The 25,718-nt window shown below is 35.0% G+C and carries 22 protein-coding genes and 3 tRNA genes; 17 read left to right on the forward strand and 8 right to left on the reverse strand.

Annotation, left to right across the window (positions count from 1 at the left end; genetic code table 11):
* The first annotated feature begins 11 nt into the window (after positions 1-11).
* The gene (locus tag HMPREF9189_RS10810; protein ID WP_000834493.1) at positions 12-2,564 is read left to right on the forward strand and encodes a YfhO family protein; all 2,553 of its coding nucleotides are present in this window, start codon (positions 12-14) and stop codon (positions 2,562-2,564) included.
* Between the two features lie 21 nt (positions 2,565-2,585).
* On the opposite strand, the gene HMPREF9189_RS10815 is transcribed toward HMPREF9189_RS10810, so the two are convergent.
* Positions 2,586-5,240, reverse strand: coding sequence for a YhgE/Pip domain-containing protein (locus HMPREF9189_RS10815; RefSeq protein WP_025168539.1), 2,655 nt, complete (start codon positions 5,238-5,240; stop codon positions 2,586-2,588).
* 148 nt (positions 5,241-5,388) lie between these two features.
* Between HMPREF9189_RS10815 and HMPREF9189_RS10820 the strand changes: the two genes are divergently transcribed.
* Complete coding sequence (locus tag HMPREF9189_RS10820; protein ID WP_000665085.1) at positions 5,389-5,931, forward strand: TetR/AcrR family transcriptional regulator; 543 nt, start codon at positions 5,389-5,391, stop codon at positions 5,929-5,931.
* 39 nt (positions 5,932-5,970) lie between these two features.
* On the opposite strand, the gene HMPREF9189_RS10825 is transcribed toward HMPREF9189_RS10820, so the two are convergent.
* The 7 genes from HMPREF9189_RS10825 to rlmH form a co-directional block, all read right to left on the reverse strand.
* Positions 5,971-6,044: transfer RNA gene (locus tag HMPREF9189_RS10825), tRNA-Asn, on the reverse strand.
* Positions 6,045-6,049: 5 nt separating this feature from the next.
* Positions 6,050-6,121: transfer RNA gene (locus HMPREF9189_RS10830), tRNA-Glu, on the reverse strand.
* A 51-nt stretch (positions 6,122-6,172) separates the two neighbouring features.
* A complete protein-coding gene (gene comE / locus HMPREF9189_RS10835) occupies positions 6,173-6,925 on the reverse strand; it encodes a competence system response regulator transcription factor ComE (RefSeq protein WP_000866079.1) in 753 nt (250 codons plus the stop codon).
* Positions 6,922-8,241: a competence system sensor histidine kinase ComD gene (gene comD, locus HMPREF9189_RS10840; protein ID WP_000362888.1), complete on the reverse strand. Its 1,320-nt coding sequence runs from the start codon at positions 8,239-8,241 to the stop codon at positions 6,922-6,924. Before comD ends, comE begins: the two co-directional genes overlap by 4 nt.
* Positions 8,242-8,261: 20 nt before the next feature.
* Complete coding sequence (gene comC / locus HMPREF9189_RS10845; RefSeq protein WP_000799679.1) at positions 8,262-8,387, reverse strand: competence-stimulating peptide ComC; 126 nt, start codon at positions 8,385-8,387, stop codon at positions 8,262-8,264.
* Between the two features lie 164 nt (positions 8,388-8,551).
* A tRNA-Arg gene (locus HMPREF9189_RS10850) sits at positions 8,552-8,625 on the reverse strand.
* 43 nt (positions 8,626-8,668) lie between these two features.
* On the reverse strand, positions 8,669-9,148 hold the full coding sequence (gene rlmH, locus HMPREF9189_RS10855) for a 23S rRNA (pseudouridine(1915)-N(3))-methyltransferase RlmH (RefSeq protein ID WP_000695943.1): 480 nt from the start codon (positions 9,146-9,148) through the stop codon (positions 8,669-8,671).
* 177 nt (positions 9,149-9,325) lie between these two features.
* Between rlmH and HMPREF9189_RS10860 the strand changes: the two genes are divergently transcribed.
* The 15 genes from HMPREF9189_RS10860 to ftsH all read left to right on the forward strand — a co-directional run bounded on the left by HMPREF9189_RS10860 (position 9,326) and on the right by ftsH (position 25,679).
* Entirely contained in the window at positions 9,326-10,516 is a 1,191-nt protein-coding gene (locus HMPREF9189_RS10860) for a S1C family serine protease (protein WP_000681810.1), read from the forward strand.
* A gap of 57 nt (positions 10,517-10,573) precedes the next feature.
* Positions 10,574-11,332 (forward strand): ParB/RepB/Spo0J family partition protein, encoded by a 759-nt coding sequence (locus tag HMPREF9189_RS10865; RefSeq protein WP_000410365.1) that lies wholly within the window; start codon positions 10,574-10,576, stop codon positions 11,330-11,332.
* A 216-nt stretch (positions 11,333-11,548) separates the two neighbouring features.
* The gene (dnaA, locus tag HMPREF9189_RS10870) at positions 11,549-12,910 is read left to right on the forward strand and encodes a chromosomal replication initiator protein DnaA (RefSeq protein WP_000660627.1); all 1,362 of its coding nucleotides are present in this window, start codon (positions 11,549-11,551) and stop codon (positions 12,908-12,910) included.
* Positions 12,911-13,068: 158 nt separating this feature from the next.
* Positions 13,069-14,205, forward strand: coding sequence for a DNA polymerase III subunit beta (gene dnaN, locus HMPREF9189_RS10875; RefSeq protein WP_000581146.1), 1,137 nt, complete (start codon positions 13,069-13,071; stop codon positions 14,203-14,205).
* Between the two features lie 64 nt (positions 14,206-14,269).
* A complete protein-coding gene (locus tag HMPREF9189_RS0102295) occupies positions 14,270-14,464 on the forward strand; it encodes a DUF951 domain-containing protein (RefSeq protein WP_000285183.1) in 195 nt (64 codons plus the stop codon).
* 84 nt (positions 14,465-14,548) lie between these two features.
* Positions 14,549-15,664, forward strand: a complete 1,116-nt coding sequence (ychF, locus tag HMPREF9189_RS10880) for a redox-regulated ATPase YchF (protein WP_001218700.1) — start codon at positions 14,549-14,551, stop codon at positions 15,662-15,664.
* A gap of 73 nt (positions 15,665-15,737) precedes the next feature.
* A complete protein-coding gene (gene pth, locus HMPREF9189_RS10885; protein ID WP_000163914.1) occupies positions 15,738-16,307 on the forward strand; it encodes an aminoacyl-tRNA hydrolase in 570 nt (189 codons plus the stop codon).
* Positions 16,308-19,811, forward strand: a complete 3,504-nt coding sequence (gene mfd / locus HMPREF9189_RS10890) for a transcription-repair coupling factor (protein WP_000258065.1) — start codon at positions 16,308-16,310, stop codon at positions 19,809-19,811. It abuts the gene before it with no gap.
* Positions 19,812-19,868: 57 nt separating this feature from the next.
* Complete coding sequence (locus HMPREF9189_RS10895) at positions 19,869-20,135, forward strand: RNA-binding S4 domain-containing protein (RefSeq protein ID WP_001234974.1); 267 nt, start codon at positions 19,869-19,871, stop codon at positions 20,133-20,135.
* Entirely contained in the window at positions 20,128-20,496 is a 369-nt protein-coding gene (locus HMPREF9189_RS10900; protein ID WP_000041920.1) for a septum formation initiator family protein, read from the forward strand. The genes HMPREF9189_RS10895 and HMPREF9189_RS10900 overlap by 8 nt, the downstream gene beginning before the upstream one ends.
* A gap of 4 nt (positions 20,497-20,500) precedes the next feature.
* Positions 20,501-20,623 (forward strand): SP_0009 family protein, encoded by a 123-nt coding sequence (locus HMPREF9189_RS12600; protein WP_000429343.1) that lies wholly within the window; start codon positions 20,501-20,503, stop codon positions 20,621-20,623.
* Complete coding sequence (locus HMPREF9189_RS10910) at positions 20,616-21,884, forward strand: serine hydrolase (protein ID WP_001224810.1); 1,269 nt, start codon at positions 20,616-20,618, stop codon at positions 21,882-21,884. Before HMPREF9189_RS12600 ends, HMPREF9189_RS10910 begins: the two co-directional genes overlap by 8 nt.
* On the forward strand, positions 21,881-23,158 hold the full coding sequence (gene tilS, locus HMPREF9189_RS10915) for a tRNA lysidine(34) synthetase TilS (protein WP_001205565.1): 1,278 nt from the start codon (positions 21,881-21,883) through the stop codon (positions 23,156-23,158). Before HMPREF9189_RS10910 ends, tilS begins: the two co-directional genes overlap by 4 nt.
* A 4-nt stretch (positions 23,159-23,162) precedes the next feature.
* Complete coding sequence (hpt, locus tag HMPREF9189_RS10920) at positions 23,163-23,705, forward strand: hypoxanthine phosphoribosyltransferase (protein ID WP_000889401.1); 543 nt, start codon at positions 23,163-23,165, stop codon at positions 23,703-23,705.
* A 15-nt stretch (positions 23,706-23,720) separates the two neighbouring features.
* Entirely contained in the window at positions 23,721-25,679 is a 1,959-nt protein-coding gene (gene ftsH, locus HMPREF9189_RS10925) for an ATP-dependent zinc metalloprotease FtsH (RefSeq protein ID WP_000744584.1), read from the forward strand.
* The last annotated feature ends 39 nt before the right edge of the window (positions 25,680-25,718 follow it).

Here is a 25,718-nt window from a genome sequence, read left to right on the forward strand (position 1 = left end):
TACGAGGTAACATGAAATCATTTTTTAAAACATATTGGACCTATTTTGTCTCTTTCATTATTCCTTTAGTAATTATGTTAGGAGTATATCTATCTCAGGGTATCTACTGGAATAGCGATACATCTCCACTATTAGGAGACGGTTTCCATCAATACGTTATTTTTGATGTAGCTTTACGAAATATTTTACATGGAAATGGCAGTTTGTTTTACACCTTTACAAGTGGCCTCGGACTGAATTTCTATGCTCTATCTAGTTATTACTTGGGTAGTTTTCTTTCACCTCTGGTTTACTTTTTTAATCTGTCGAATATGCCAGATGCTGTCTATCTGACCACTCTCTTAAAATTTGGATTGATTGGTCTGTCAACCTTCTTTAGTTTGAATAGATTATTTAAAGATATCCCAAAATTTTTAAAACTTACCTTATCTACTTCCTATGCTTTAATGAGCTTCACTGTCAGTCAGTTAGAGATAAAAACCTGGCTAGATGTTTTTATCTTGATTCCTTTAATTATAACTGGTTTACACCTACTTATAACACAAAAGAAGCGCCTACTATACTTTACAAGTTTGTCAATCTTATTTATTCAAAATTATTATTTTGGGTATATGACAGCATTGTTTCTTATTTTCTGGTATCTCTGCCAAATTTCTTGGGACTTTAAAACTCGAAAATCATCTTTTCTTGATTTTGTTGTTACCTCCTTTTTAGCTGGAATGGCTAGTTTGATTATGACTCTTCCTACACTGTTTGATTTACAAACTCATGGGGAGAGGTTAACTGCCATCACAAAATTAAAAACAGATAGTAGCTGGTATCTGGATATTTTCGTAAAACAATTCATTGGATCTTTTGATACAACTAAGTATGGATCTATACCAATGATTTTTGTTGGATTGCTTCCTTTTATTTTAACCATTCTATTTTTCACAATAAAATCCATTAAGTTTCACGTGAAACTTACCTATGCAATTTTCTTTACTTTTTTAATAACAAGCTTTTACATAGAAGCCCTCGATTTATTTTGGCAAGGGATGCATACCCCAAATATGTTTTTGCATCGCTATGCTTGGATTTTTTCCACTCTGTTAATTTATACTGCAGCAGAAGTCTTAAATCGTCTGAAAGAACTGAAGCTATGGAATCTATTTGTCTCACTTTTTCTGGTACTAACAGGATTTTTGGCTACTGTCTATTTTAAATCACACTATTCTTTTTTAACTGATTTGAATATCCTACTCACTCTTGAATTTCTACTAGTTTATGCTCTTTTACTTCTTGCAGTCATTAAAAAATTTATCTCTGTAAATCTATTTGCAATCCTTTTGTCTTTATTTATAACAGCTGAGATAAGCTTAAATGCTTCATCTCAAATGGAAGGAATAGCTAAAGAATGGGCCTTTGCTTCTCGTAACGCCTATAATAGAGATATCACCGCTATGAAATCCATTCTAACCCAAATTGACAATCCATTTACACGTACTGAAAAATTGCAAATTCAGACTGGAAATGACAGTATGAAATTTAACTACAATGGAATCTCTCAATTTTCGTCTGTACGAAATCGCTCAGCTAGCACTAGTTTAGATAAACTGGGATTCAAATCCTCTGGAACCAACCTCAATCTCCGTTATGCAAATAACAGCCTTTTAGCAGACAGTTTATTTGGAATCCAGTACAATATTTCTGAAACTTCACTTGATAAGTATGGCTTTCAAGAGATTTATCAAAAGGATCATTTAACCTTATATAAAAATCAACTTTCCCTCCCCATTGCTTTTGCTACTCAATCTATTTACACAGATGTAAATTTTAATAATCATACTCTAGATAATCAGGCTTTATTTATAAACCAGCTTGCTAATCTCAACTTAGATTACTTCTCCCAAATAGCACATGATAAAACAGATACTTCAGATGGTTTAACCAGTATCACAGGTTCTGCGAATGAAGATGCAAAGATTGATTATCAAATTGAGGTTCCTCAAAATAGTCAGGTCTATCTCTCTTTTTCAAATCTTCATTTTACAAACGATAAACAAAAGAAAGTTGACATCCTTGTCAACGGTGAAAAAAAGACTTTTACAACTGACAATACCTTTAACTTCTTTAATTTGGGTTATACTGAGGAACAAAAAACTTTCAATATCAGTGTTAGCTTCCCTGGAAATTCTCAGGTATCATTTGAATCTCCAGCCTTCTATCGTTTAGATACTCAGGCCCTAACTGAGGCAATCCAAAAAATTGAAGAACAACCTGTAGAAGTATCCACCTCTAAAAATAAAGTCTTTGCTACATATGAAGTAAAACAAGATACCTCTATTTTCTTCACTATTCCTTATGACAAAGGTTGGTCTGCATACCAAGATGGAAAAAAACTTGAAATTAAGCAGGCTCAAACTGGTTTTATGAAGGTTGATGTTCCAAAGGGAAAAGGTACCATTACACTTTCCTTTATCCCTAATGGTTTTGTTATTGGAGCAGCCTGCTCACTAACTGCCCTTCTTCTTTTTGGGATCTATAATCACAGACAAAATTTATCTAAGACAGAAAAAGATTGACCAATTCCTTGGCCAATCTTTTTAATCTTCTTCCATTTTCTTAGGTTGATAAGCTAGCATACCTAAAGCAGTAAAGAAAGCTAGTGTTATAATAAGGAAAATCACTTGGTGATGAATATTTCCTGTCATAGAGATTGTTTGTCGTAAACCTGATACAGAGTAACTCATTGGTAACCAAGGATTGACACCCTTAAAGAAATCATTTGTCAAAGCAAGTGGATAGGTCCCTGCACTTGATGCTAACTGTAATAAAAGTAAAATAAGAGAGAAGAAAGCTCCTATACGGCTATTCCAAGTTGTTAAAGCTGTAACCATAGACATGAAAGCTAAACTTGTGATTATAATTAGAATCAAGGTCCTCATCTCATGGTTCGCAGTCAATCCAATAAGATGGACACCTCCATAAACTAAAACACCTGCTAAGACAGCTATAATCCCATTTATTTCAGAGCGAGACTTCAACCAAGCCCAGCGGCTCTCTGGATGACGTCCAGAAGGCAACTTAGCAAAAATCATATTAGTAGATATAGCAGCAACAAAAAGAGCAACTGATATCATATAAGGAGCCATGGCAATCCCATTTACAGGAACTTGGTCATTATCTGTTTTTGAGAGAACTAGAGGATTAGATAATGTTTCTGCATTTTCAGATTCTGTTGATGCTGATTTGAGCTGATTATTAGCATTTCCTAATCCTTGTCCTAATGAACCAACTCCTGTCTGTAAATCTTCAAGACCAGAGGTTAAGCTTGTTCCACCATCTGCTAGTTTTCCAGCACCATCTGCAATCTTCATAGCGCCACTTCCTAGTTGAGATGCCACAGAAAGTAACTGTGTTGATTTATCTGTTAATTGACCAGAGCCAAATTGTAATTTAGTGAGACCTGCTATTAGCTCTGGGCTCTTATTATTCAATTGAGCAGAACCAGATGACAAACTTTCTATACCTGATACTAATTCTGGAGCTTTTCCAGCTAACGCATCTACTCCAGCTGTCAAGGTTGATGTATTTTCTGTCAACTTACTGGATCCAGAAACTAATTGATCTAGACTAGTTGTTAAATTTTCATTCTTTTCACTTAGTTTATTAGCACCTATAGAAATAGTATCTAGTCCCTTAGTGTAGTTTACAACTCCTTTTTCAATTGACTGACTTCCAGGAACTAACTGATTGTCTACAGTAGTTTGTAATTTTGTAAATCCATTTGACAATGTTGTCAAGGAGCTAGATGCTACAGGTAAGAGTTGATTTGCTTTCGTCTGTACATCAGATAGATTGGTTACTTGTTGTTCTGAATTCTCTATACTTTCTTTCAATCCTCCTACTGTCGTTAAAATTGTTTTTGCTGACTCAATAGTAGAATTAGAATTTTTAGAAATAGCTTCTATCAGTTCTTTCTTTTGTTCCTCTGTGAGAGATTGATAAGTAGCTGTTGATTGAAGGTTAGCAATAGTTTTCTCTTGTTCTGTCTGACTTTTGGTCACAATATCCTGAGCAAGAGTTGTTAGATTTTGCAAAGCTTCTGACAATGTACCTTTCAGTTGAGTATTATCTGACATTGTAAGAGCTTGTAGTGTTTTATTTAGTTCTCCTAGACTAGTTGCTAATTGAGTTATTTGTTCATTCTGTTGAGATGAGGAATTCAGTTGATTTGAAATTTCTTTAATACCAGTATTTAATTGCTCCATTCCATCTCTTAGTGCATCTGATTGATTTGATAATTGATTTGTTCCATTAGAAAGTTTTTCTACACTACTTGTATAAGCATTTACACCAACTGAAAATTGATTGAGACCTATATCCAATTGTGAAACCCCACCTGTATAGGACTTTATACCTGTATTCAACTGATTTACACCTGCCACCAATTCAGGAGTTCTTGAGGCCAATTGACCAAGTCCAGTGTCAACCTGTGAAACTGCATTTGTATAACTTTGTAAACCACTATTAAAAGTTCCTAAACCAAGATGTAATTGCTCTATAGCAGATACATAGGCAGACAATCCCTTTGTAAATTGATTAGCTCCATTTGAAAAAGTTACACTTGAGTTAGCTAGAGTATTGAGATTTGTCGTCAATGTTTGACTTCCTTTTGCTAACTGATTAGTTCCATTAGCCAGTTGCTCACTTCCATCAGCTGCTTTATTTATCCCAGACTTCAAGTCACTCATTTTTTGAAATAGTGCCTTGGTGTATGTTTCAGTTACATTCGTAGAGACGGTTTGTTTTAATTGTGTCATTGCAGAATCACTCATCTTACTTGCAATAAAGCTACGGCCACTTGAAGTTTGATAATCAATTTGCATCTGTTCAGGGTGATTTGTTAGGATCGAAGTAGCTTTTTCAGATAGATCACTTGGTAAAGTCACTACCATATAATATTCGCCATCCTCTAGCCCCTTTTTCCCCTCTTCTTCATTGACAAAATGAAAATCTAAAGCCTTATTTTCTTTTAAATTAGACACCATGTCTTTTCCTATGGCCATTGTATTTCCATTATAAGAAGCTTCCTTGTCATTATTAACAACTGCTACAGGTAACTCCGATACTTGACCATATGGATCCCACATTGACGATAAAAATATGATATTGTATAAAGCTGGAATAAGAGAAATTCCTATCATTACAATAATGAATGTCGGTTTTTTAAAAATTGCTTTCCATTCTTTAAACATATTTCCTCCTTTTTTAAACATATTTCCTCCTTTTTTAAACACATTGTCTAAATTTTTGATATAATAGATTATACATTAAAAAATCTAAATTACAAGATAAAAAATATTTTTTTAGACATATAGTCTAAATTGTTCATAAGGAGAAACTATGAAAGAAAGTAACAAACGATTAAAAACAAAGAGAAATATTGAAAATGCCATGGTTCAATTATTGATGGATCAGCCCTTCGATCAAATTACTACAATTAAATTAGCAGAAAAAGCTGGAATTAGTCGTTCTAGCTTCTATACCCATTACAAGGATAAATATGATATGATTGAACACTATCAAAGTAAGTTATTTCATACATTTGAGTATATCTTTCAAAAACATGCTCATCATAAAAAAGATGCTATTTTAGAAGTATTTGACTATTTAGAGTCTGAACCATTATTAGCTGCTCTTTTATCTGAAAATGGTACCAAAGAAATCCAAAATTTCTTAAGAAATAAGCTTCATATCATGCTGAGCACGGACCTTCAGAAGCGCTTTATGCAACTACAACTAAATTCAATTGAATTAGAATATAGTAGCATTTATCTGACAAATGCCCTATTTGGAGTTTGTCAAACTTGGATTGCTCATGGAAAAAAAGAAAGTCCGCAAGAAATGACAGACTTCCTTATGAAAATGCTAGGTGATACCAACTAAGAACAAAAAAGAACACCATCTGGTGTTCTTTTTATCTAACTCCGCCAGTAGGACTCGAACCTACGACATCATGATTAACAGTCATGCGCTACTACCAACTGAGCTATGGCGGATAAAATAGTCCGTACGGGATTCGAACCCGTGTTACCGCCGTGAAAAGGCGGTGTCTTAACCCCTTGACCAACGGACCATCTATCTGTAGCAGATATAACCATTATATCAATTTCTTACTGATTGTCAATCACTTTTTAGATTTTTTCTCTAGAATATCTTTTAGTTTACGAACTTTCAAACGGGTAATGGGACAACGATGATCTTCATAAAAAACAACTTCTAAATTCTTTCGATCAATTTCTCTCACATTTCCCACATTGACAAGGAAAGATTTATGGGAGCAATAAAATCGCTGAGTATGTTTGTCCTTCTCCTGAATATCTGTCATAGTTCCATAAAACTCTTTGGCAAAATTCTTACCAATAATTCGCAATTTATGAGAAACACCTGTTGTTTCGATATACAGAATATCATGGTAAGGAATTTTCAAATCATTTCCCTTATAGTTGTAATCAAAATAGTCTACAACATCTTCGTTTTCAAGCAGCATGCTTTTGGTATAGAAGATACTCTGCTCGATACGTTTTTTGAACAATTCATCATTGATGTCCTTATCTACAAAATCTAAAGCTGATACCTGATACTTATAAGTTAAAGTAGCGAATTCAGATCGACTGGTGATAAAGACAATAATAGCATAAGGATTGTGATGACGAATAAACTGAGCCACTTCAAATCCCTTTTTCTCAATTCCATGAATATCGATATCTAGGAAATAAAGCTGGTTTACCTCATCATTTTCAATATATTCCTTAAACTCACGAACTTTTCCTGTTGTCTTATATGAAATAGGAATATTCGATTCTTCCGAGATTTCATTTAATATTCTCTCTAGTCTCACTTGATGTTCAATAACATCTTCTAAAATTAATACTTTCATTCAAATTCCCTCTTAAATCTAATAATTTGTCTAAATGTGTTGTCTTCCATCTCTGTTTCTAAAATAATGTTGTCATACTTATCTAAAATCTCTTTGACATTATTAAGTCCTAGACCTCTATTTCTTCCCTTAGTAGAGAAACCTAAGGCAAATAGGTCCTCTGAAGGCGTCATAGTGATTTTGCATGAATTCTGGATAACTATAACTGTTTCAAAATCCATTTTAATGACTGCAACTTCCATTTGTTTCAAATAACTATCTGCAGCACCTTCAACAGCATTATTTAATAAAATGCTCATGATACGAACAAGATCAAGTAAATCTATTGACAGTCTAGTAATGACATCTTTTACTTCCAATGTAAACTCTATATCATTATTTCGTGCATAGACAATCGATTGAGCAATTAAACTTCGTAAAGCTGAATCTTCTATGTTATTTAAATCAAAGTAAGTATATTTTTCTGACCTCAATTTCTGATTTGCTTTTACTAGGACTTCATTGTAAACCCTGTTAATTTCTTGTAAATTTCCACTGTCAATCGCCATTTGCATGCTGACAAGCATCCCTGCATAGTCATGACGAAAACCTCTAATTTCATTATACAACTCCACAATTTCATCAGTATAAGTCTGTAAATGTTTTTGTTCAAATTTCTTTTGTTTTAGAGCAATCTCTTTTTCAATTTGAACCTTGTGAGAATTCATTGCAAAGAAAATCAATAACAAGCAAATAAAAACAATGGTTGATAAAATACTTCCGAAGCTATTTAAATGATGAGTTGTACTTACTATATCTGAAATAAACAATAAGATATGCAGACCAAAGAAAGCAACTATTACTTTTTTTAAAAAAGGGTACAGATAATCTTTATCAAAATATTTAATATCCAGATGAAAATAACGAATTATTATTAGAATAGAAAAATAAGTCATCAACAATACTACTAAAAGAAATGTACTTTTATAGTGTAATACTATTTCATCTCCTGTTATAGAAGATAAGGTTACGGATATAAAAGTATGAGTACTGTGATATAATAAAGACAATAGTAAACTGATAAAAATAGCTTTGTATTTTTCAGACTTTTTTAACTTTCTTAAATAAAGGTACACAACCAAAGGAAATAAAAATTTAGACAAAGCAAAACTATTAGAAAATACTAGTGTAATAATTTCTTCAAGTATAAAAACTGAGATACATGTGTAACAGAAAAAAACAATTTGTTCTTTTCTATTTATTTTACAAATCCATTCATAACTTTTGCTAATGATGAGAAAATAAAAAATAGCTATCCCTAATCCAAATAAATCCATTACTCTCTACCTTTATTTCATTACTTTCTTCTTGGAAAAATAAGATTACGAATTGTTTCTGAAATTCTCCAATCCCCACCCTGAATCTTCTGCAATTCTGCCTCTGTTACTTCTTTAAATTGTTCCAACTTTACTGTATTTTTCATAATGAAATCTCCTGTATTATTTTTTCTTGTAAGTTAACTTACAAAACTATTATACAAAATGAAGATCATGTAAGAAAAAATTTTTCTCAACTGTACATTTTTGCACCTGAAACGCACTTTTTTAAGAAAAAAGCTGGGATTCATCCCAGCTTCGCATCTAACATTGATCCCAGCAGGATTCGAACCTGCGACCGTTCGCTTAGAAGGCGAATGCTCTATCCAGCTGAGCTATGGGACCTAACATGACCATTCTATCAAAAAACAGGAGGTAAGTCAATCTTCTATTTGTGGTAAGGAGAACCCTGTTGAATTGTAAAAGCACGGTAAATTTGTTCAACAAGAACCAATCTCATTAACTGATGTGGTAATGTCAGACGTCCAAAACTGACAGAAAGATTGGCCCTATTTTTTACAATAGGAGCTAGACCTAAACTTCCTCCAATAATAAAAGTAAGAGTTGAGTAACCTTTGATAGAAGCCTGCTCTAGTTGCTTACTAAAATCTTCTGAGGAGAATGTTTTTCCTTCAATTGCTAGTACAACGACAAAGTCTCTTTCTCTAACCTTAGAAAGAATTCTTGCGCCTTCTGTTTCCAAGATTTTTTGATTTTCTAATTCACTGGCTTTGTCAGGTGTCTTCTCATCAGTGAGCTCAATCATTTCTAATTTGGCGAAACGTGAAATTCGTTTGGTATACTCAGCAATACCATCTTTTAAGTATTTCTCTTTCAGTTTTCCTACTGTTACAACTTTTATTTTCATTCTTCTATTCTATCATATCCACACTTCATTTCACATCTTATACACACAAAAATCATCCAAAAATACTATAAAATTCACAGAATAAGGTGAGTTATCCACAACTTGTGTAAAACTTTTAAGCTTAGATTAAGTTAATAGGTTTATAATCTTGACAAACAATAGCAAACGGAGGCGTTTATGAAACACTTACAAAAATTTTACAAAAAAGGAGTTACTTTTCTTGTAATTATTCTAATAGGATTTTTGAGTGGTGCACTAGGAAGTTTTGTAACATTGCAACTTTATCAAAAACAAGGGAATCAAGCTACAAATAATAATTCTGGCACTGTAACTCAAACATCATACAAGAATGAAAACTCAACTACTCAAGCAGTGAATAAAATTAAGGATGCTGTTGTATCAGTCATTACTTACTCTGCTAATAAACAAAGTAGTGTATTTGGAACCGAAGAATCAAATTCTGATACGGATAATCAACAGATTGCAAGTGAAGGATCAGGTGTCATCTATAAAAAGAACGAAAATGATGCTTATATTGTAACAAATACTCACGTTATTAACGGAGCTTCAAAAGTTGATATCCGCTTAGCTGATGGTACAAAAGTCCCTGGTGAAATTATCGGATCGGATACCTTCTCTGATATTGCTGTCGTAAAAATTTCTTCAGAAAAAGTTACAACAGTGGCAGAATTTGGTGATTCAAGCCAACTTAATGTTGGAGAAACAGCGATTGCTATTGGTAGTCCTTTAGGTTCAGAATATGCTAATACAGTTACACAGGGAATCATCTCAAGTCTTAATCGAAATGTTTCTCTAAAATCTGAAGATGGTCAAGCTATTTCAACAAAAGCCATTCAAACAGATACGGCCATTAACCCTGGTAACTCTGGTGGTCCGCTTGTAAATATTCAAGGACAAGTAATTGGTATTACATCAAGTAAGATTGCAAGTAATGGTGGAACATCTGTAGAAGGTCTTGGTTTTGCAATTCCTTCAAACGATGTACAAAATATTATTAAACAGCTTGAAAGTGATGGTAAAGTGACTCGTCCTGCTCTTGGAATCCAAATGATCAATCTGTCTAACGTTGGAGCTAATGATCTTAGAAAACTAAACATTCCAAGTGGCCTCACTTCAGGTGTAGTTGTTCGATCTGTTCAAAGTAATATGCCTGCAAATGGACATCTTCAAAAATACGATGTCATTACTAAAGTTGACGACAAAGAGATTACTTCATCAACAGACTTACAACATGCTCTTTACAACCATGCTATTGGAGACACTATAAAAATAACCTATTACCGTAATGGTAAGGAGGAAACAACCTCTATAAAACTAGATAAGAATTCTGGTGATTTGGAACATTAATTGACATCAGTGTAAAGAAAACTTTACAGAAAGTAAAAGATATGTTAGTGTAGAATCATGGAAAAATTTGAAATGATTTCTATCTCTGAAATACAAAAAAATCCTTACCAACCTCGGAAAGAATTTGATGTAGAAAAATTAAAAGAATTAGCTCAGTCAATCAAAGAAAATGGGCTCATCCAACCAATCATCGTTCGTCAATCTCCTGTAATTGGTTATGAAATCCTTGCAGGAGAGAGACGATATCGAGCTTCTCTCTTGGCTGGTCTGACCTCTATTCCAGCCGTTGTGAAACACCTCTCAGATCAAGAAATGATGGTTCAATCAATCATTGAAAATTTGCAGAGAGAAAACTTAAATCCTGTTGAAGAAGCACGCGCCTATGAATCTCTAGTAGAAAAAGGATTTACTCACACTGAGATAGCCGATAAAATGGGGAAATCTCGACCTTATATCACTAATTTTATTCGTTTGCTTTCATTACCAGAATATATCTTAGATGAAGTAGAAAATGGAAAAATTTCTCAAGCTCATGCCCGTTCACTAGTTGGTTTGGACAAAGAGCAACAAGACTATTTCTTCCAACTAATCAAAAATGAAGACATCTCTGTGAGAAAGTTAGAAGCGCTTCTTACAGAGAAAAAACACAAGAAGCAAAAAAAAAGTGATTCTTTCATCAGAGACGAAGAAGATAAATTAAAAAAACTACTCGGTTTAAGTGTAGAAATTAAACTTTCAAAAAAAGATACTGGAAAGATTATTATCTCCTTTTCAAGTCAAGAAGAATACGATAGAATTATTAACAGCCTGAAATAAGGCTGTTCTTTTATTTTCTCAACCCACAAATTTATCCACCAATTTTTTTATCAAAAAGCCTACTAAATCAAGGATTTTTCTATTTATCCCCAACCTGTGGATAAATACTGCTAACATTGTGGATTCTTTTCCCCAATCTGTGGAAAAATCCTACTATCTATGGTAAAATAAGTCTAGCACTAAACTACTAAAATCATAGTAAAGGAGGAAAAATAGTTGAAAGAAAAGCAATTTTGGAATCGTATTTTAGAATTTGCTCAAGAAAGATTGACTCGATCTATGTATGATTTCTATGCTACACCTGCTGAACTCATCAAAGTAGAAGAAAATACAGCTACTATATTTCTACCGAGATCAGAGATGGAAATGGTGTGGGAAAAGCAATTAAAAGATATTATTATTGCTGCTGGTTTTGAAATTTATGATTCTGAAATCAAACCTCACTATATTTTCACTAAACCTCAGAGTACAGAATATCCTCAAGTAAATGATACAAATAGTATCTCTACTTACGATTATACACCTGCACTACCAACGATTCCCTATTCTGAAACGGGATTAAAAGAAAAATATACCTTTGATAACTTTATTCAAGGTGATGGAAATGTTTGGGCGGTGTCCGCTGCATTAGCTGTATCAGAAGATTTAGCTCTAACCTACAATCCTCTTTTCATCTATGGAGGGCCTGGTCTTGGAAAGACTCACTTGCTCAATGCGATTGGAAATGAGATTTTGAAAAATATTCCTGATGCGCGTGTCAAGTACATTCCTGCCGAAAGTTTTATCAATGACTTTCTTGAACACTTGCGACTTGGGGAAATGGAAAAGTTCAAAAAGACTTACCGTAGTCTTGATCTCTTGTTGATCGATGATATCCAATCTCTCAGTGGCAAAAAAGTCGCGACCCAGGAAGAATTTTTCAATACCTTCAATGCTCTTCATGATAAGCAGAAACAGATTGTTCTAACCAGTGATCGAAGTCCTAAACACCTAGAAGGACTTGAAGAGAGACTTGTCACGCGCTTTAGCTGGGGATTAACACAAAATATCACCCCTCCTGACTTTGAAACACGTATCGCCATTCTTCAAAGTAAAACAGAGCATTTGGATTACCATTTCCAAAGTGATACTCTGGAATACTTGGCTGGCCAATTTGATTCAAATGTTCGAGAACTGGAAGGAGCAATCAATGATATCACTTTAATTGCCAGAGTGAAGAAGATTAAGGATATCACTATTGATATTGCTGCTGAAGCTATCAGAGCACGTAAGCAAGATGCACGCCAGATACTTGTTATTCCAATTGAGAAAATCCAAACTGAAGTTGGTAATTTTTATGGAGTGAGCGTCAAAGAAATGAAGGGGACGAGACGAGTTCAAAACATCGTTTTGGCACGTCAGGTTGCTATGTATCTAGCTAGAGAACTGACAGATAATAGTCTTCCAAAAATAGGAAAAGAATTTGGCGGAAAGGATCACACCACCGTTATTCATGCCCATGCCAAAATTAAATCACTGATTGACGAAGACGATAATTTACGTTTAGAAGTAGAAGCGATCAAAAAGAAAATCAAGTAGCTTGTGGATAACTTTTTATTTTTTATCTTTTTTATCCACATTTTTTAAACAAGCTCAAAAGCTTGAATTTACTAAATAGTTCCCAGTTTTCCACAGAATCCACACACCCTATTATTACTATTAACTTTCTAATACTAAAAATAAATAAAGGAGAATCCATGATTCATTTTTCAATCAATAAAAATTTATTTCTACAAGCCTTAAATACTACAAAACGAGCAATTAGCTCAAAAAATGCTATTCCAATTTTATCAACAATTAAAATTGATGTTACAAATGAAGGAATTACTTTAATTGGATCAAATGGTCAAATTTCTATTGAAAATTTCATTTCTCAAAAGAATGAAGATGCTGGTCTCTTGATCACTTCTTTGGGTTCGATTCTTCTTGAAGCTTCTTTCTTTATCAATGTGGTATCTAGTCTTCCGGATGTAACGCTTGATTTCAAAGAGATTGAGCAAAAACAAATTGTTTTAACTAGTGGCAAATCAGAAATTACTCTAAAAGGAAAAGATAGCGAACAGTACCCACGAATTCAAGAAATTTCAGCAAGCACACCTTTGGTTCTTGAAACAAAGCTACTCAAGAAAATTATCAATGAAACAGCTTTTGCTGCAAGTACGCAGGAAAGTCGTCCAATTTTAACAGGTGTTCATTTTGTATTGAGCCAACACAAAGAACTAAAAACAGTTGCGACAGACTCACACCGCCTTAGCCAGAAAAAATTGACTCTTGAAAAAAATGGAGATGATTTCGATGTGGTGATTCCTAGTCGCTCTCTACGCGAATTTTCAGCGGTATTTACAGATGATATTGAAACTGTAGAGATTTTCTTTGCAAATAATCAAATCCTCTTTAGAAGCGAAAATATTAGCTTCTATACTCGTCTCCTAGAAGGAAACTATCCTGATACAGATCGTTTGATTCCAACAGACTTTAACACTACAATTACTTTTGATGTGGTTAATTTGCGTCAATCTATGGAGCGTGCTCGTCTCTTATCAAGTGCGACTCAAAATGGTACTGTGAAGCTTGAAATTAAAGGTGGGGTTGTTAGTGCCCATGTTCACTCTCCAGAAGTTGGTAAAGTAAATGAAGAAATCGATACGGAGCAGGTGACTGGTGATGATTTGACTATTAGTTTCAACCCAACTTACTTGATTGATTCCCTCAAGGCTTTAAATAGCGAAAAGGTGACTATTAGCTTTATCTCAGCAGTTCGTCCATTTACTCTTGTGCCAGCAGATACTGACGAAGATTTCATGCAGCTCATTACACCAGTTCGTACAAATTAAGTGAAAGAGGTTGAGCCTAGCTCGCCTCTTTTATGATATAATCAAAAAAGAAAAGGAGAGTAGAATGTATCAAGTTGGAAATTTTGTTGAGATGAAAAAACCACATGCTTGCACAATCAAGTCAACAGGAAAAAAAGCCAATCGTTGGGAAATTACACGTGTTGGGGCAGATATCAAAATCAAATGTAGCAATTGCGACCACCTTGTCATGATGAGTCGCCATGATTTTGAACGAAAAATGAATAAGATTATTGACTAAGAACCCTTAGTTAGAGGGTTAGCAAGTTTTCCCTTTTTGTGTTATAATGTTAGGGATTGAAATGAGAACGGAGAATGAGAAACTATGGCTTTAACAGCAGGTATCGTTGGTTTGCCAAACGTTGGTAAATCAACCCTTTTTAATGCAATTACAAAAGCAGGAGCAGAGGCAGCAAACTACCCATTTGCGACTATTGATCCAAATGTTGGGATGGTAGAAGTTCCAGATGAACGCCTACAAAAACTAACGGAAATGATTACTCCTAAAAAGACAGTTCCAACAACCTTTGAATTTACAGATATTGCAGGGATTGTAAAAGGAGCATCAAAAGGAGAAGGTCTAGGAAATAAATTTTTGGCCAACATCCGTGAAGTAGATGCGATTGTTCACGTAGTTCGTGCTTTTGATGATGAAAATGTTATGCGTGAGCAAGGACGTGAAGACGCCTTTGTGGATCCACTTGCAGATATTGATACCATTAACCTGGAGTTGATTCTTGCTGACTTAGAATCAGTCAATAAACGCTACGCGCGTGTAGAAAAGATGGCACGTACGCAAAAAGATAAAGAATCAGTAGCAGAGTTTAACGTCCTTCAAAAGATTAAGCCTGTTCTTGAAGATGGAAAATCAGCTCGAACTATTGAATTTACAGATGAGGAACAAAAGGTTGTCAAAGGTCTCTTCCTTTTAACCACTAAACCAGTTCTTTATGTTGCCAATGTAGATGAGGATGTAGTTTCAGATCCAGATTCTATCGATTATGTGAAGCAAATTCGTGAATTTGCAGCGACAGAAAATGCAGAGGTAGTTGTTATTTCCGCGCGTGCTGAGGAAGAAATTTCTGAGTTAGACGATGAGGATAAGCAAGAGTTTCTTGAAGCACTTGGCTTGACAGAATCAGGTGTTGATAAATTGACTCGAGCTGCTTACCACTTGCTTGGACTTGGAACTTACTTTACAGCTGGTGAAAAAGAAGTCCGTGCTTGGACCTTTAAGCGTGGTATGAAAGCTCCTCAAGCAGCTGGTATTATTCACTCAGACTTTGAAAAAGGTTTTATTCGTGCAGTAACCATGTCATATGAGGATCTAGTGAAATACGGATCTGAAAAGGCTGTAAAAGAAGCTGGGCGCTTGCGTGAAGAAGGAAAAGAATATATCGTTCAAGATGGCGATATCATGGAATTCCGCTTTAATGTTTAATAACATTTAACAAATAGTGTCAATTAGGTTGGAAAAAAATTCCAACCCTTTTGGCTTTTGAAAGGAAAAATAAATGACCAAATTACTTGTAGGATTGGGAAATCCAGGGGATAAATATTTTGAAACCAAGCACAACGTTGGATTTATGTTGATTGACCAAATCGCCAAAAAACAAAATGTCACCTTTACACATGACAAGATATTTCAAGCTGATCTAGCATCTTTTTTTCTTAATGGTGAAAAAATTTATCTTGTCAAACCAACGACGTTTATGAATGAAAGCGGGAAAGCTATTCATGCTCTATTGACATATTATGGTTTGGATATTGAAGATTTACTCGTTATTTACGACGACCTTGACATGGAAGTCGGAAAAATTCGTTTAAGAGCAAAGGGCTCAGCAGGTGGTCATAATGGTATCAAGTCTATTATTCAACATATTGGTACTCAGGTCTTTAACCGTATTAAAATAGGAATTGGAAGGCCCCAAAAAGGCATGTCAGTTGTTCACCATGTTTTAAGTAAGTTTGATCAGGAAAACTATGTAGGTATTTTACAGTCAATTGACAAGGTTGACGATGCTGTAAATTACTATTTACAAGAAAAAAACTTTGAGAAAACGATGCAGAGGTATAATGGCTAAATGGTGACTTTATTAGATTTATTCTCAGAAAATGATCAGATAAAAAAATGGCATCAAAATCTGATAGATAAGAAAAGACAACTAATACTTGGTTTATCAACGTCTACCAAGGCTCTTGCAATTGCAAGCAGTCTAGAAAAAGAAAATAAGATTGTGTTACTGACTTCAACTTATGGAGAAGCAGAACGAATTATCAGTGATCTTCTTTCTCTCTTAGGAGAGGAACTTGTCTATCCTTTTTTGGTCGATGACTCTCCTATGGTAGAGTTTTTGATGTCTTCGCAAGAAAAAATCATTTCTCGGATTGAAGCTTTGCGTTTTTTGAGTGATCCGTCTAAGAAAGGGATTTTAGTTTGTAATATCGCAGCGAGTCGGTTGATTCTACCCTCTCCGGCTAGATTTAAAGAAAGTATTATAAAAATTGCAGTTGGCGAAGAATATGACCAACACGAGCTACTTCACCGGTTAAAGGAAATTGGATATCGAAAAGTTACTCAAGTACAGACACAAGGTGAGTTTAGTATTCGAGGAGATATTTTAGATATTTTTGAGATGTCTCAGTTAGAACCTTTCCGAATCGAGTTTTTTGGTGATGAAGTAGATGGAATTCGTACTTTTGAAGTCGAAACACAATTATCAAAAGAAAATCAGACAGAACTCACCATCTTTCCAGCTAGTGATATACTTTTGAGAGAAAAGGATTATCAACGAGGTCAGTCAGCTTTAGAAAAGCAAATTTCGAAGACCTTATCACCAATTTTAAAATCATATTTGGAAGAGATTTTGTCAAGTTTTCATCAAAAACAAGTACATTCAGATAGTCGAAAGTTTTTGTACTTATGTTATGATAAAACATGGACTGTATTTGACTATATTGAAAAAGATACACCAGTATTCTTTGATGACTATCAAAAATTGATGAATCAATATGAAACCTTTGAAAGAGAATTAGCACAATACTTTACAGAAGATTTACAGAATGGTAAATCATTTTCTGACATGCAGTATTTTGCAGATACAGAGCAAACCTATAAAAAACAAAGTCCAGTTACCTTTTTCTCAAATCTACAAAAAGGATTAGGAAATCTCAAGTTTGATCACATTTATCAATTTAATCAATTTCCCATGCAGGAGTTTTTCAATCAATTTTCTTTTCTTAAAGAAGAAATTGAGCGATATAAAAAAATGAACTACACCATTATTCTGCAGTCTAGCAATTCAATGGGAAGTAAAACATTGGAGGATATTTTAGAGGAATACAAGATTAAATTGGATTCTAGAGATAAGTCAAGTATCTGTAAAGAATCTGTAAATTTGATTGAGGGTAATCTAAGACATGGTTTTCATTTTGTGGATGAGAAAATTCTCTTGATTACTGAACATGAGATTTTTCAAAAGAAATTAAAACGTCGTTTTAGAAGACAGCATACGTCAAATGCAGAGCGTTTAAAAGATTATAATGAACTTGAAAAAGGGGACTACGTTGTTCACCATATCCATGGAATTGGTCAATATCTAGGTATTGAAACAATTGAAATCAAAGGAATTCACCGAGATTATGTCAGTGTTCAATATCAAAATGGGGATCAAATCTCCATCCCAGTAGAGCAGATTCAGTTACTGTCTAAATATGTTTCAAGTGATGGTAAAGCGCCAAAACTTAATAAATTAAATGATGGTCATTTCAAAAAGGCCAAGCAAAAAGTTAAGAACCAGGTAGAGGATATAGCTGACGATTTAATCAAACTGTATTCTGAGCGTAGTCAGTTGAAGGGTTTTGCGTTCTCAGCTGATGATGATGATCAACATGCTTTTGATGATGCTTTCCCTTATGTTGAAACGGATGATCAACTTCGTAGTATTGAGGAAATCAAGAGAGATATGCAGGATTCTCACCCCATGGATAGACTTTTAGTTGGGGATGTTGGTTTTGGAAAGACTGAAGTTGCAATGCGTGCAGCATTTAAGGCTGTCAATGATCACAAACAGGTTGTCGTTCTAGTTCCGACGACGGTTTTAGCACAACAACACTATACGAATTTTAAGGAACGATTCCAAAATTTTGCAGTTAATATTGATGTGTTGAGTCGTTTTAGAAGTAAAAAAGAGCAGTCAGAAACACTTGAGAAATTGAAAAACGGTCAAGTTGATATTTTGATTGGAACACATCGTGTTTTGTCAAAAGATGTTGTGTTTGCTGATTTGGGCTTGATGATTATTGATGAAGAACAACGATTTGGTGTCAAGCATAAGGAAACTTTGAAAGAACTGAAAAAACAAGTAGATGTTCTAACCTTGACAGCAACGCCAATTCCTCGTACTCTCCACATGTCTATGCTGGGAATCCGAGATTTGTCTGTTATTGAAACACCTCCAACCAATCGCTATCCAGTACAAACCTATGTATTGGAGAAGAATCCTAGTGTGATTCGTGATGCAATCTTGCGTGAAATGGAGCGTGGAGGTCAAGTTTACTATCTTTACAACAAAGTTGACACAATTGACCAGAAGGTTTCAGAATTACAGGAGTTGATTCCAGAGGCTGCAATTGGGTATGTTCACGGACAAATGAGTGAAATTCAGTTAGAAAATACTCTACTGGACTTTATTGAAGGTCAGTATGATATTTTGGTGACGACTACCATTATTGAGACAGGGGTAGACATTCCAAATGCCAATACTTTATTTATTGAAAATGCGGACCATATGGGCTTATCAACCTTGTATCAGTTAAGAGGAAGGGTCGGTCGGAGCAATCGCATTGCCTATGCCTATCTTATGTATCGTCCAGAAAAATCAATTAGTGAAGTTTCTGAGAAGAGATTAGAAGCGATTAAGGGATTTACAGAATTAGGCTCAGGATTTAAGATTGCTATGCGAGATCTTTCGATTCGTGGAGCAGGAAATCTCCTAGGAAAATCCCAGTCTGGCTTCATTGATTCTGTTGGTTTTGAATTGTATTCTCAGTTATTAGAGGAAGCTATTGCTAAACGAAACGGTAATTCTAATACAAGAACCCAAGGGAATGCTGAGTTGATTTTACAAATTGATGCTTATCTTCCTGATACTTATATTTCTGATCAGCGACATAAGATTGAAATTTACAAGAAAATTCGTCGAATTGACGACCGTGTCAACTATGAAGAACTACAAGAAGAATTGATGGATCGCTTTGGAGAATATCCAGATGTAGTGGCATACCTTTTAGAGATTGGTTTGGTCAAATCATATTTTGACAAGGTCTTTGTAGAACGTGTGGAAAGAAAAGAAAATAAGATTACAGTTCAATTTGAAAAAGTCACTCAACGACTATTTTTGGCTCAAGATTATTTTAAAGCCTTATCCGAAACGAACTTAAAAGCAACCATAGCTGAGAATAAGGGATTAATGGAAGTTTTATTTGATATCCGGAACAAGAAGAATTATGAAATTTTAGAAGGTCTGCTGATTTTTGGAGAAAGTTTGCTAGAGATAAAAGAATCAAAGGAAGCTAATTCTCTTTGATGTTTTTCTTCTATAAGAGGGATAAAAATGGTACAATAATAATTTGAGGTAATAAAAATGAGATTAGACAAGTATTTAAAAGTATCACGAATTATTAAGCGCCGCACAGTCGCAAAAGAGGTAGCAGATAAAGGTAGAATCAAGGTGAATGGAATCTTGGCCAAAAGTTCAACGGATTTGAAAGTTGATGACCAAGTTGAAATTCGCTTTGGAAATAAATTGTTGCTTGTTAAAGTACTAGAGATGAAAGATAGTACAAAAAAAGAAGATGCAGCAGGCATGTATGAAATTATCAGTGAAACACGGGTAGAAAAAAATGTCTAAAAATATTGTACAGATGAATAATTCTTTTATTCAAAATGAACACCAACGTCGTCGTTACTTGATGAAGGAGAGACAAAAGAGGAATCGCTTTATGGGTTGGGTTCTTATTTTGATGATTTTGTTGTTTATTTTACCAACTTATAACTTGGCCCAAAGCTATGATCAGTTACTGCAACGCCGCCAGCAATTGAAAGAGTTGAAAGAGCAGTACCAAACTCTTAGTGACGAAAAGGATAAGGAATCTGCTTTTGCTGCGAAGTTGAAAGATGAAGACTATGTAGCAAAATATGCACGCGCCAAGTACTATTACTCAAAGAAACGAGAAGCAATTTACACAATTCCTGATTTGCTTCCGAGGTAATGTCATGGAAAATTTATTGGAAGTTGTTGAACAATTTTTAAGTTTATCAGATGAAAAATTAGAGGAATTGGCAGCTAAAAACCATTTATTACGATTACAAGAAGAAAGGGAAGAGAAGAATGCGTAAGTTCTTAGTAGTTTTATTGCTACCTGCTTTTATCATAACCTCAAGAGTAGTTAGCACAGAAAAACAGCTTCCTTACTCTTCGCAAGAAATTTATTATCTAACCGAGTCTGATTATGGATTCTACTATAAAGAAACTCTGGAATCCCCAATGGTATATGGAGAAACAGCTGTCTATGCTAATGAGGATCTTGTCAAGGAGTCTGGTAAATTGACTCCTGAAACCACCTTTAAAATAGTAGAATGGCGTTTGAATAGACAAGGTGTTCCTGTTTTTAAATTAGATAATCACCAGTTTATCCTTGCAGATAAGCGCTTGGTCTATGATCAAAGTCAAGTTCAAACTCAAAATAGGCAAGTATGGTTGGAGCCAGGGTTTGTTATCTACAACAGCCCCTATGATGCGAAAGAAATTTCTTCCTCTTTCTCTCCCTATCAACGCGTAACAGTGGATAGAACCCTTTTTGCTGAGGGACAAGAATTTCTTCATATTGATCAAGTTGGGTGGGTATCAAAAGAGTTCACCTCAGAAGAAGACAATCGCATCCAGAAGGTTCAAGAAGTTTTATCAAGCAACTATCAGAACGAAAATTATTCTATTTATGTTAAACAACTGACTACGGGTAAAGAGGCTGGGGTGAATGAAGACAGTAAACTCTATGCAGCTAGCATCTTGAAACTAGCCTATCTTTATTATGCTCAAGATAAGATAAATCAAGGGGAATATACGCTAGACAGTAGCTTCAAGTATATCCCAGAAGTAAATAGTTTCCCTGGATCCTATAAACCAGAAGGTAGTGGTAGCTTACCTAAAAAAGAAGATAACAAAGAATACAGTCTTCAACAGTTGATTACCAAGGTAACAAAAGAGTCTGACAATGTTGCTCATAATATTTTAGGTTATTATGTGACCAATCAATCTGACGGGGCTTTCAAAGAAAAAATGTCCACCATTATGGGTGAAGATTGGGATGTGAATGACAAATTGACTTCTTCAAAAATGGCTGGAAAACTTATGGAAGCTATTTATAATCAGAATGGTTTTGTCCTAGAGTCTCTAGGTAAGACAGATTTTGACAACCAACGAATCGCAAAAGGTGTTTCGGTTAAGGTAGCTCATAAAATTGGAGATGCCGACGAGTTTAAACATGACACTGCCATTGTCTATACTGATTCTCCTTTCGTTCTTTCCATTTTCACTAAAAATTCTGATTATGACACCATTGCTAAGATAGCCAAGGATGTCTATGAGGTTCTAAAATGAGGGATCAGGATTTTTTAAATCATTTTCTCCAAAAAGAGTATTTCAAAAAACATTCTAAAGTCGTGTTAGCTTTATCTGGTGGACTGGATTCAATGTTTTTATTCCAGCTATTGTCTACTTACCAAAAAGAGTTGGAAATTGAGTTGATTTTAGCACATGTAAATCATAAGCAGAGAAGTGAGTCTGACTGGGAGGAAAATGAACTAAGGAAGTTAGCTGATGCAGCTGAACTTCCTATTTATATCACAAGTTTTTCAGGAGACTTTTCAGAAGCGCGTGCTCGAGAGTTTCGTTATGATTTTTTTAGGAAAATTATGAAAGAGGCTGGAGCGACTGCCTTGGTTACTGCTCACCATGCAGATGATCAAGTTGAAACGATTTTGATGCGCTTGATTCGAGGAAGTCGGCTACGTCATTTAACAGGAATAAAAGAAAGTCAAGTAGTTGATGGAATTGAAATCATCCGTCCTTTATTTCATTTTCATAAAAAGGATTTTCCACCAATTCTTCATTTCGAAGATCAAACAAATCAGGAAAATACCTATTTTCGCAATCGCATTCGAAATAGGTATTTACCAGAGCTTGAAAAAGAAAATCCTCGTCTTAAATCCGCTCTTTTAGATTTTGGAAGGGAGATTTCAGATTACCAAGTAGCCATAACGGAGCTTTCTAAACAAATTGATGTGGAAGATTTGAATGAGCTCTTTTCATACTCCCAACAAACTCAAGGAATCTTACTCCAGAACTATCTGAATCAATTCCCAGACTTAAATTTGACAAAGGCTCAGTTTGCTGAAGTTCGACAGATTTTAGCAAGGAAAAGTCAGTATCGTCACTCACTGAAAAATGGTTATGAATTGATAAAAGAGTATCAGAATTTTCGAGTTTGTAAAATCAGTCCTCAGGCCGATGAAAAGGAAGATGAACTTGTGTTACACTATCAAAATCAAGTTCGATATATGGGCTATTTATTTTCCTTTGGTATCCCTGTTGAAGGGGATTTTGTTCAAAAAGTAACGGTTTCACGGGAAACATCTGTACATATTAGATGTCGAAAACCTGGCGATGTTATTATCCTAAATGGTCATCGAAAGAAACTGAGACGTTTATTTATAGATTTGAAACTCCCTATTGAAAAACGAAAAACAACCCCTATTATTGAGCAATTTGGAGAAATTGTCTCAATTTTAGGAATTGCGACCAGTGATTTGAGTAAAAACACGAAAAATGATATAATGAACACTGTAATTTATATAGAAAAAATAGATAGGTAAAAAGATGTTAGAACACGATATAAAAAAAATTCTCGTTTCACATGATGAAATTACAGAAGCAGCTAAAAAGCTAGGTGCACAATTAACAAAAGAATATGAGGGGAAAAATCCAATTCTTATTGGAATTCTAAAAGGATCGATTCCTTTTATGGCTGAATTGGTCAAACATATTGATACGCATATTGAGATGGACTTCATGATGGTATCTAGTTACCATGGTGGAACAGCAAGTAGTGGTGTCATCAATATCAAGCAAGACGTGACTCAAGATATCAAAGGAAGACATGTTTTATTTGTAGAGGATATCATCGATACAGGTCAAACTTTGAAAAATTTGCGAGATATGTTTATTGCAAGAGAAGCAGCTTCTGTTAAAATCGCGACTTTGTTGGACAAACCAGATGGACGTGTTGTTGAAATTGAAGCGGATTATACTTGTTTTACTATTCCAAATGAGTTTGTAGTAGGTTATGGTCTGGATTATAAGGAAAATTATCGTAACCTTCCTTACGTCGGAGTATTGAAAGAAGAAGTTTATTCAAATTAGAAAGATCTATCTTTAATGAAAAAACAAAATAATGGTTTAGTTAGAAATCCATTTCTCTACTTGTTAATTATCTTCTTCCTAGTGACAGGATTCCAGTATTTTTACTCTGGAAATACTGCTGGACGAAGCGAAAAAATTAACTATACAGAATTGGTAAAAGAAATTACAGCAGACAATGTAAAAGAATTAACCTATCAGCCAAATGGTAGCATCATTGAAGTGTCTGGTGTTTATAAAAATCCTAAGACTAGTAAAGAGGAAACAGGAATTCAATTTTTTACTCCTACAGCTACAACAGTAGAAAGATTCTCAAGTACTATTCTTCCGTCTGATTCAACAGTTTCAGAATTGCAAAAACTTGCTTCTGAACATCAGGCTGAAGTTACAGTCAAACATGAGAGTTCAAGTGGTATGTGGATCAATATCCTTGTGTCTGTTGTTCCATTTGCTATTCTTTTCTTCTTCCTATTCTCTATGATGGGAAATATGGGAGGAAATAATAGTAGAAATCCAATGAGTTTTGGACGTAGCAAGGCTAAAGCTGCTAATAAAGAAGATATCAAGGTACGTTTCTCAGATGTTGCAGGTGCTGAGGAAGAAAAACAAGAATTAGTCGAAGTTGTTGAATTCCTAAAAGACCCAAAACGATTTACAAAACTTGGTGCGCGTATTCCTGCGGGTGTTCTTTTGGAAGGACCTCCGGGAACAGGTAAGACCTTACTTGCTAAGGCAGTTGCTGGAGAAGCAGGGGTTCCGTTCTTTAGTATCTCAGGATCTGACTTTGTAGAAATGTTTGTCGGAGTTGGTGCAAGTCGTGTTCGTTCTCTTTTTGAGGATGCAAAAAAAGCAGCGCCAGCTATCATCTTTATCGATGAAATTGATGCTGTTGGTCGCCAACGTGGTGTCGGCCTCGGTGGAGGAAATGATGAACGCGAGCAAACTTTGAACCAACTCCTGATTGAGATGGATGGTTTTGAGGGAAATGAAGGAATCATCGTTATCGCTGCAACTAACCGTTCAGATGTTCTAGATCCAGCTCTTCTCCGCCCAGGACGTTTCGATAGAAAAGTCTTGGTTGGTCGCCCTGATGTTAAAGGTCGTGAAGCAATCTTGAAAGTTCACGCTAAAAATAAACCTCTGGCGGACGATGTTGATTTGAAACTAGTTGCCCAACAAACCCCAGGCTTTGTGGGAGCTGACTTAGAAAATGTTCTAAACGAGGCAGCCTTGGTTGCAGCCCGTCGCAACAAATCAATTATTGATGCTTCAGATATTGATGAGGCAGAGGACAGAGTGATTGCTGGACCATCTAAGAAGGATAAAACAGTATCACAAAGAGAACGTGAATTGGTTGCCTACCACGAGGCTGGACATACCATTGTTGGTTTAGTCTTGTCAAATGCCCGTGTTGTTCATAAAGTTACCATTGTACCACGTGGACGTGCAGGCGGATACATGATTGCACTTCCTAAAGAAGATCAAATGCTCCTGTCTAAAGAAGATATGAAAGAGCAATTGGCAGGTTTGATGGGTGGTCGTGTAGCTGAAGAAATTATCTTTAATGTTCAAACTACAGGAGCCTCAAATGACTTTGAACAAGCTACTCAGATGGCGCGTGCAATGGTAACTGAATATGGTATGAGTGAAAAACTAGGACCAGTTCAATACGAAGGAAATCATGCTATGTTTGGTGTACAAAGTCCTCAAAAATCAATTTCAGAACAAACAGCCTATGAGATTGATGAAGAAGTACGTTTATTATTAAATGAGGCACGAAATAAAGCAGCTGAAATTATTCAATCAAATCGTGAAACCCACAAGTTGATTGCAGAAGCATTGTTGAAATACGAAACATTGGATAGTACACAGATTAAATCTCTTTACGAGACAGGAAAAATGCCTGAGACAGTAGAAGAGGAGTCTCATGCACTATCTTATGATGAAGTAAAATCAAAAATGAGTGAAGAAAAATAAATTTAGAGAGGTTCAACCTCTCTTTTTATTTTCTAATGT

This window comes from Streptococcus sp. oral taxon 071 str. 73H25AP, assembly GCF_000146755.1.
Taxonomy (GTDB): domain Bacteria; phylum Bacillota; class Bacilli; order Lactobacillales; family Streptococcaceae; genus Streptococcus; species Streptococcus oralis_T.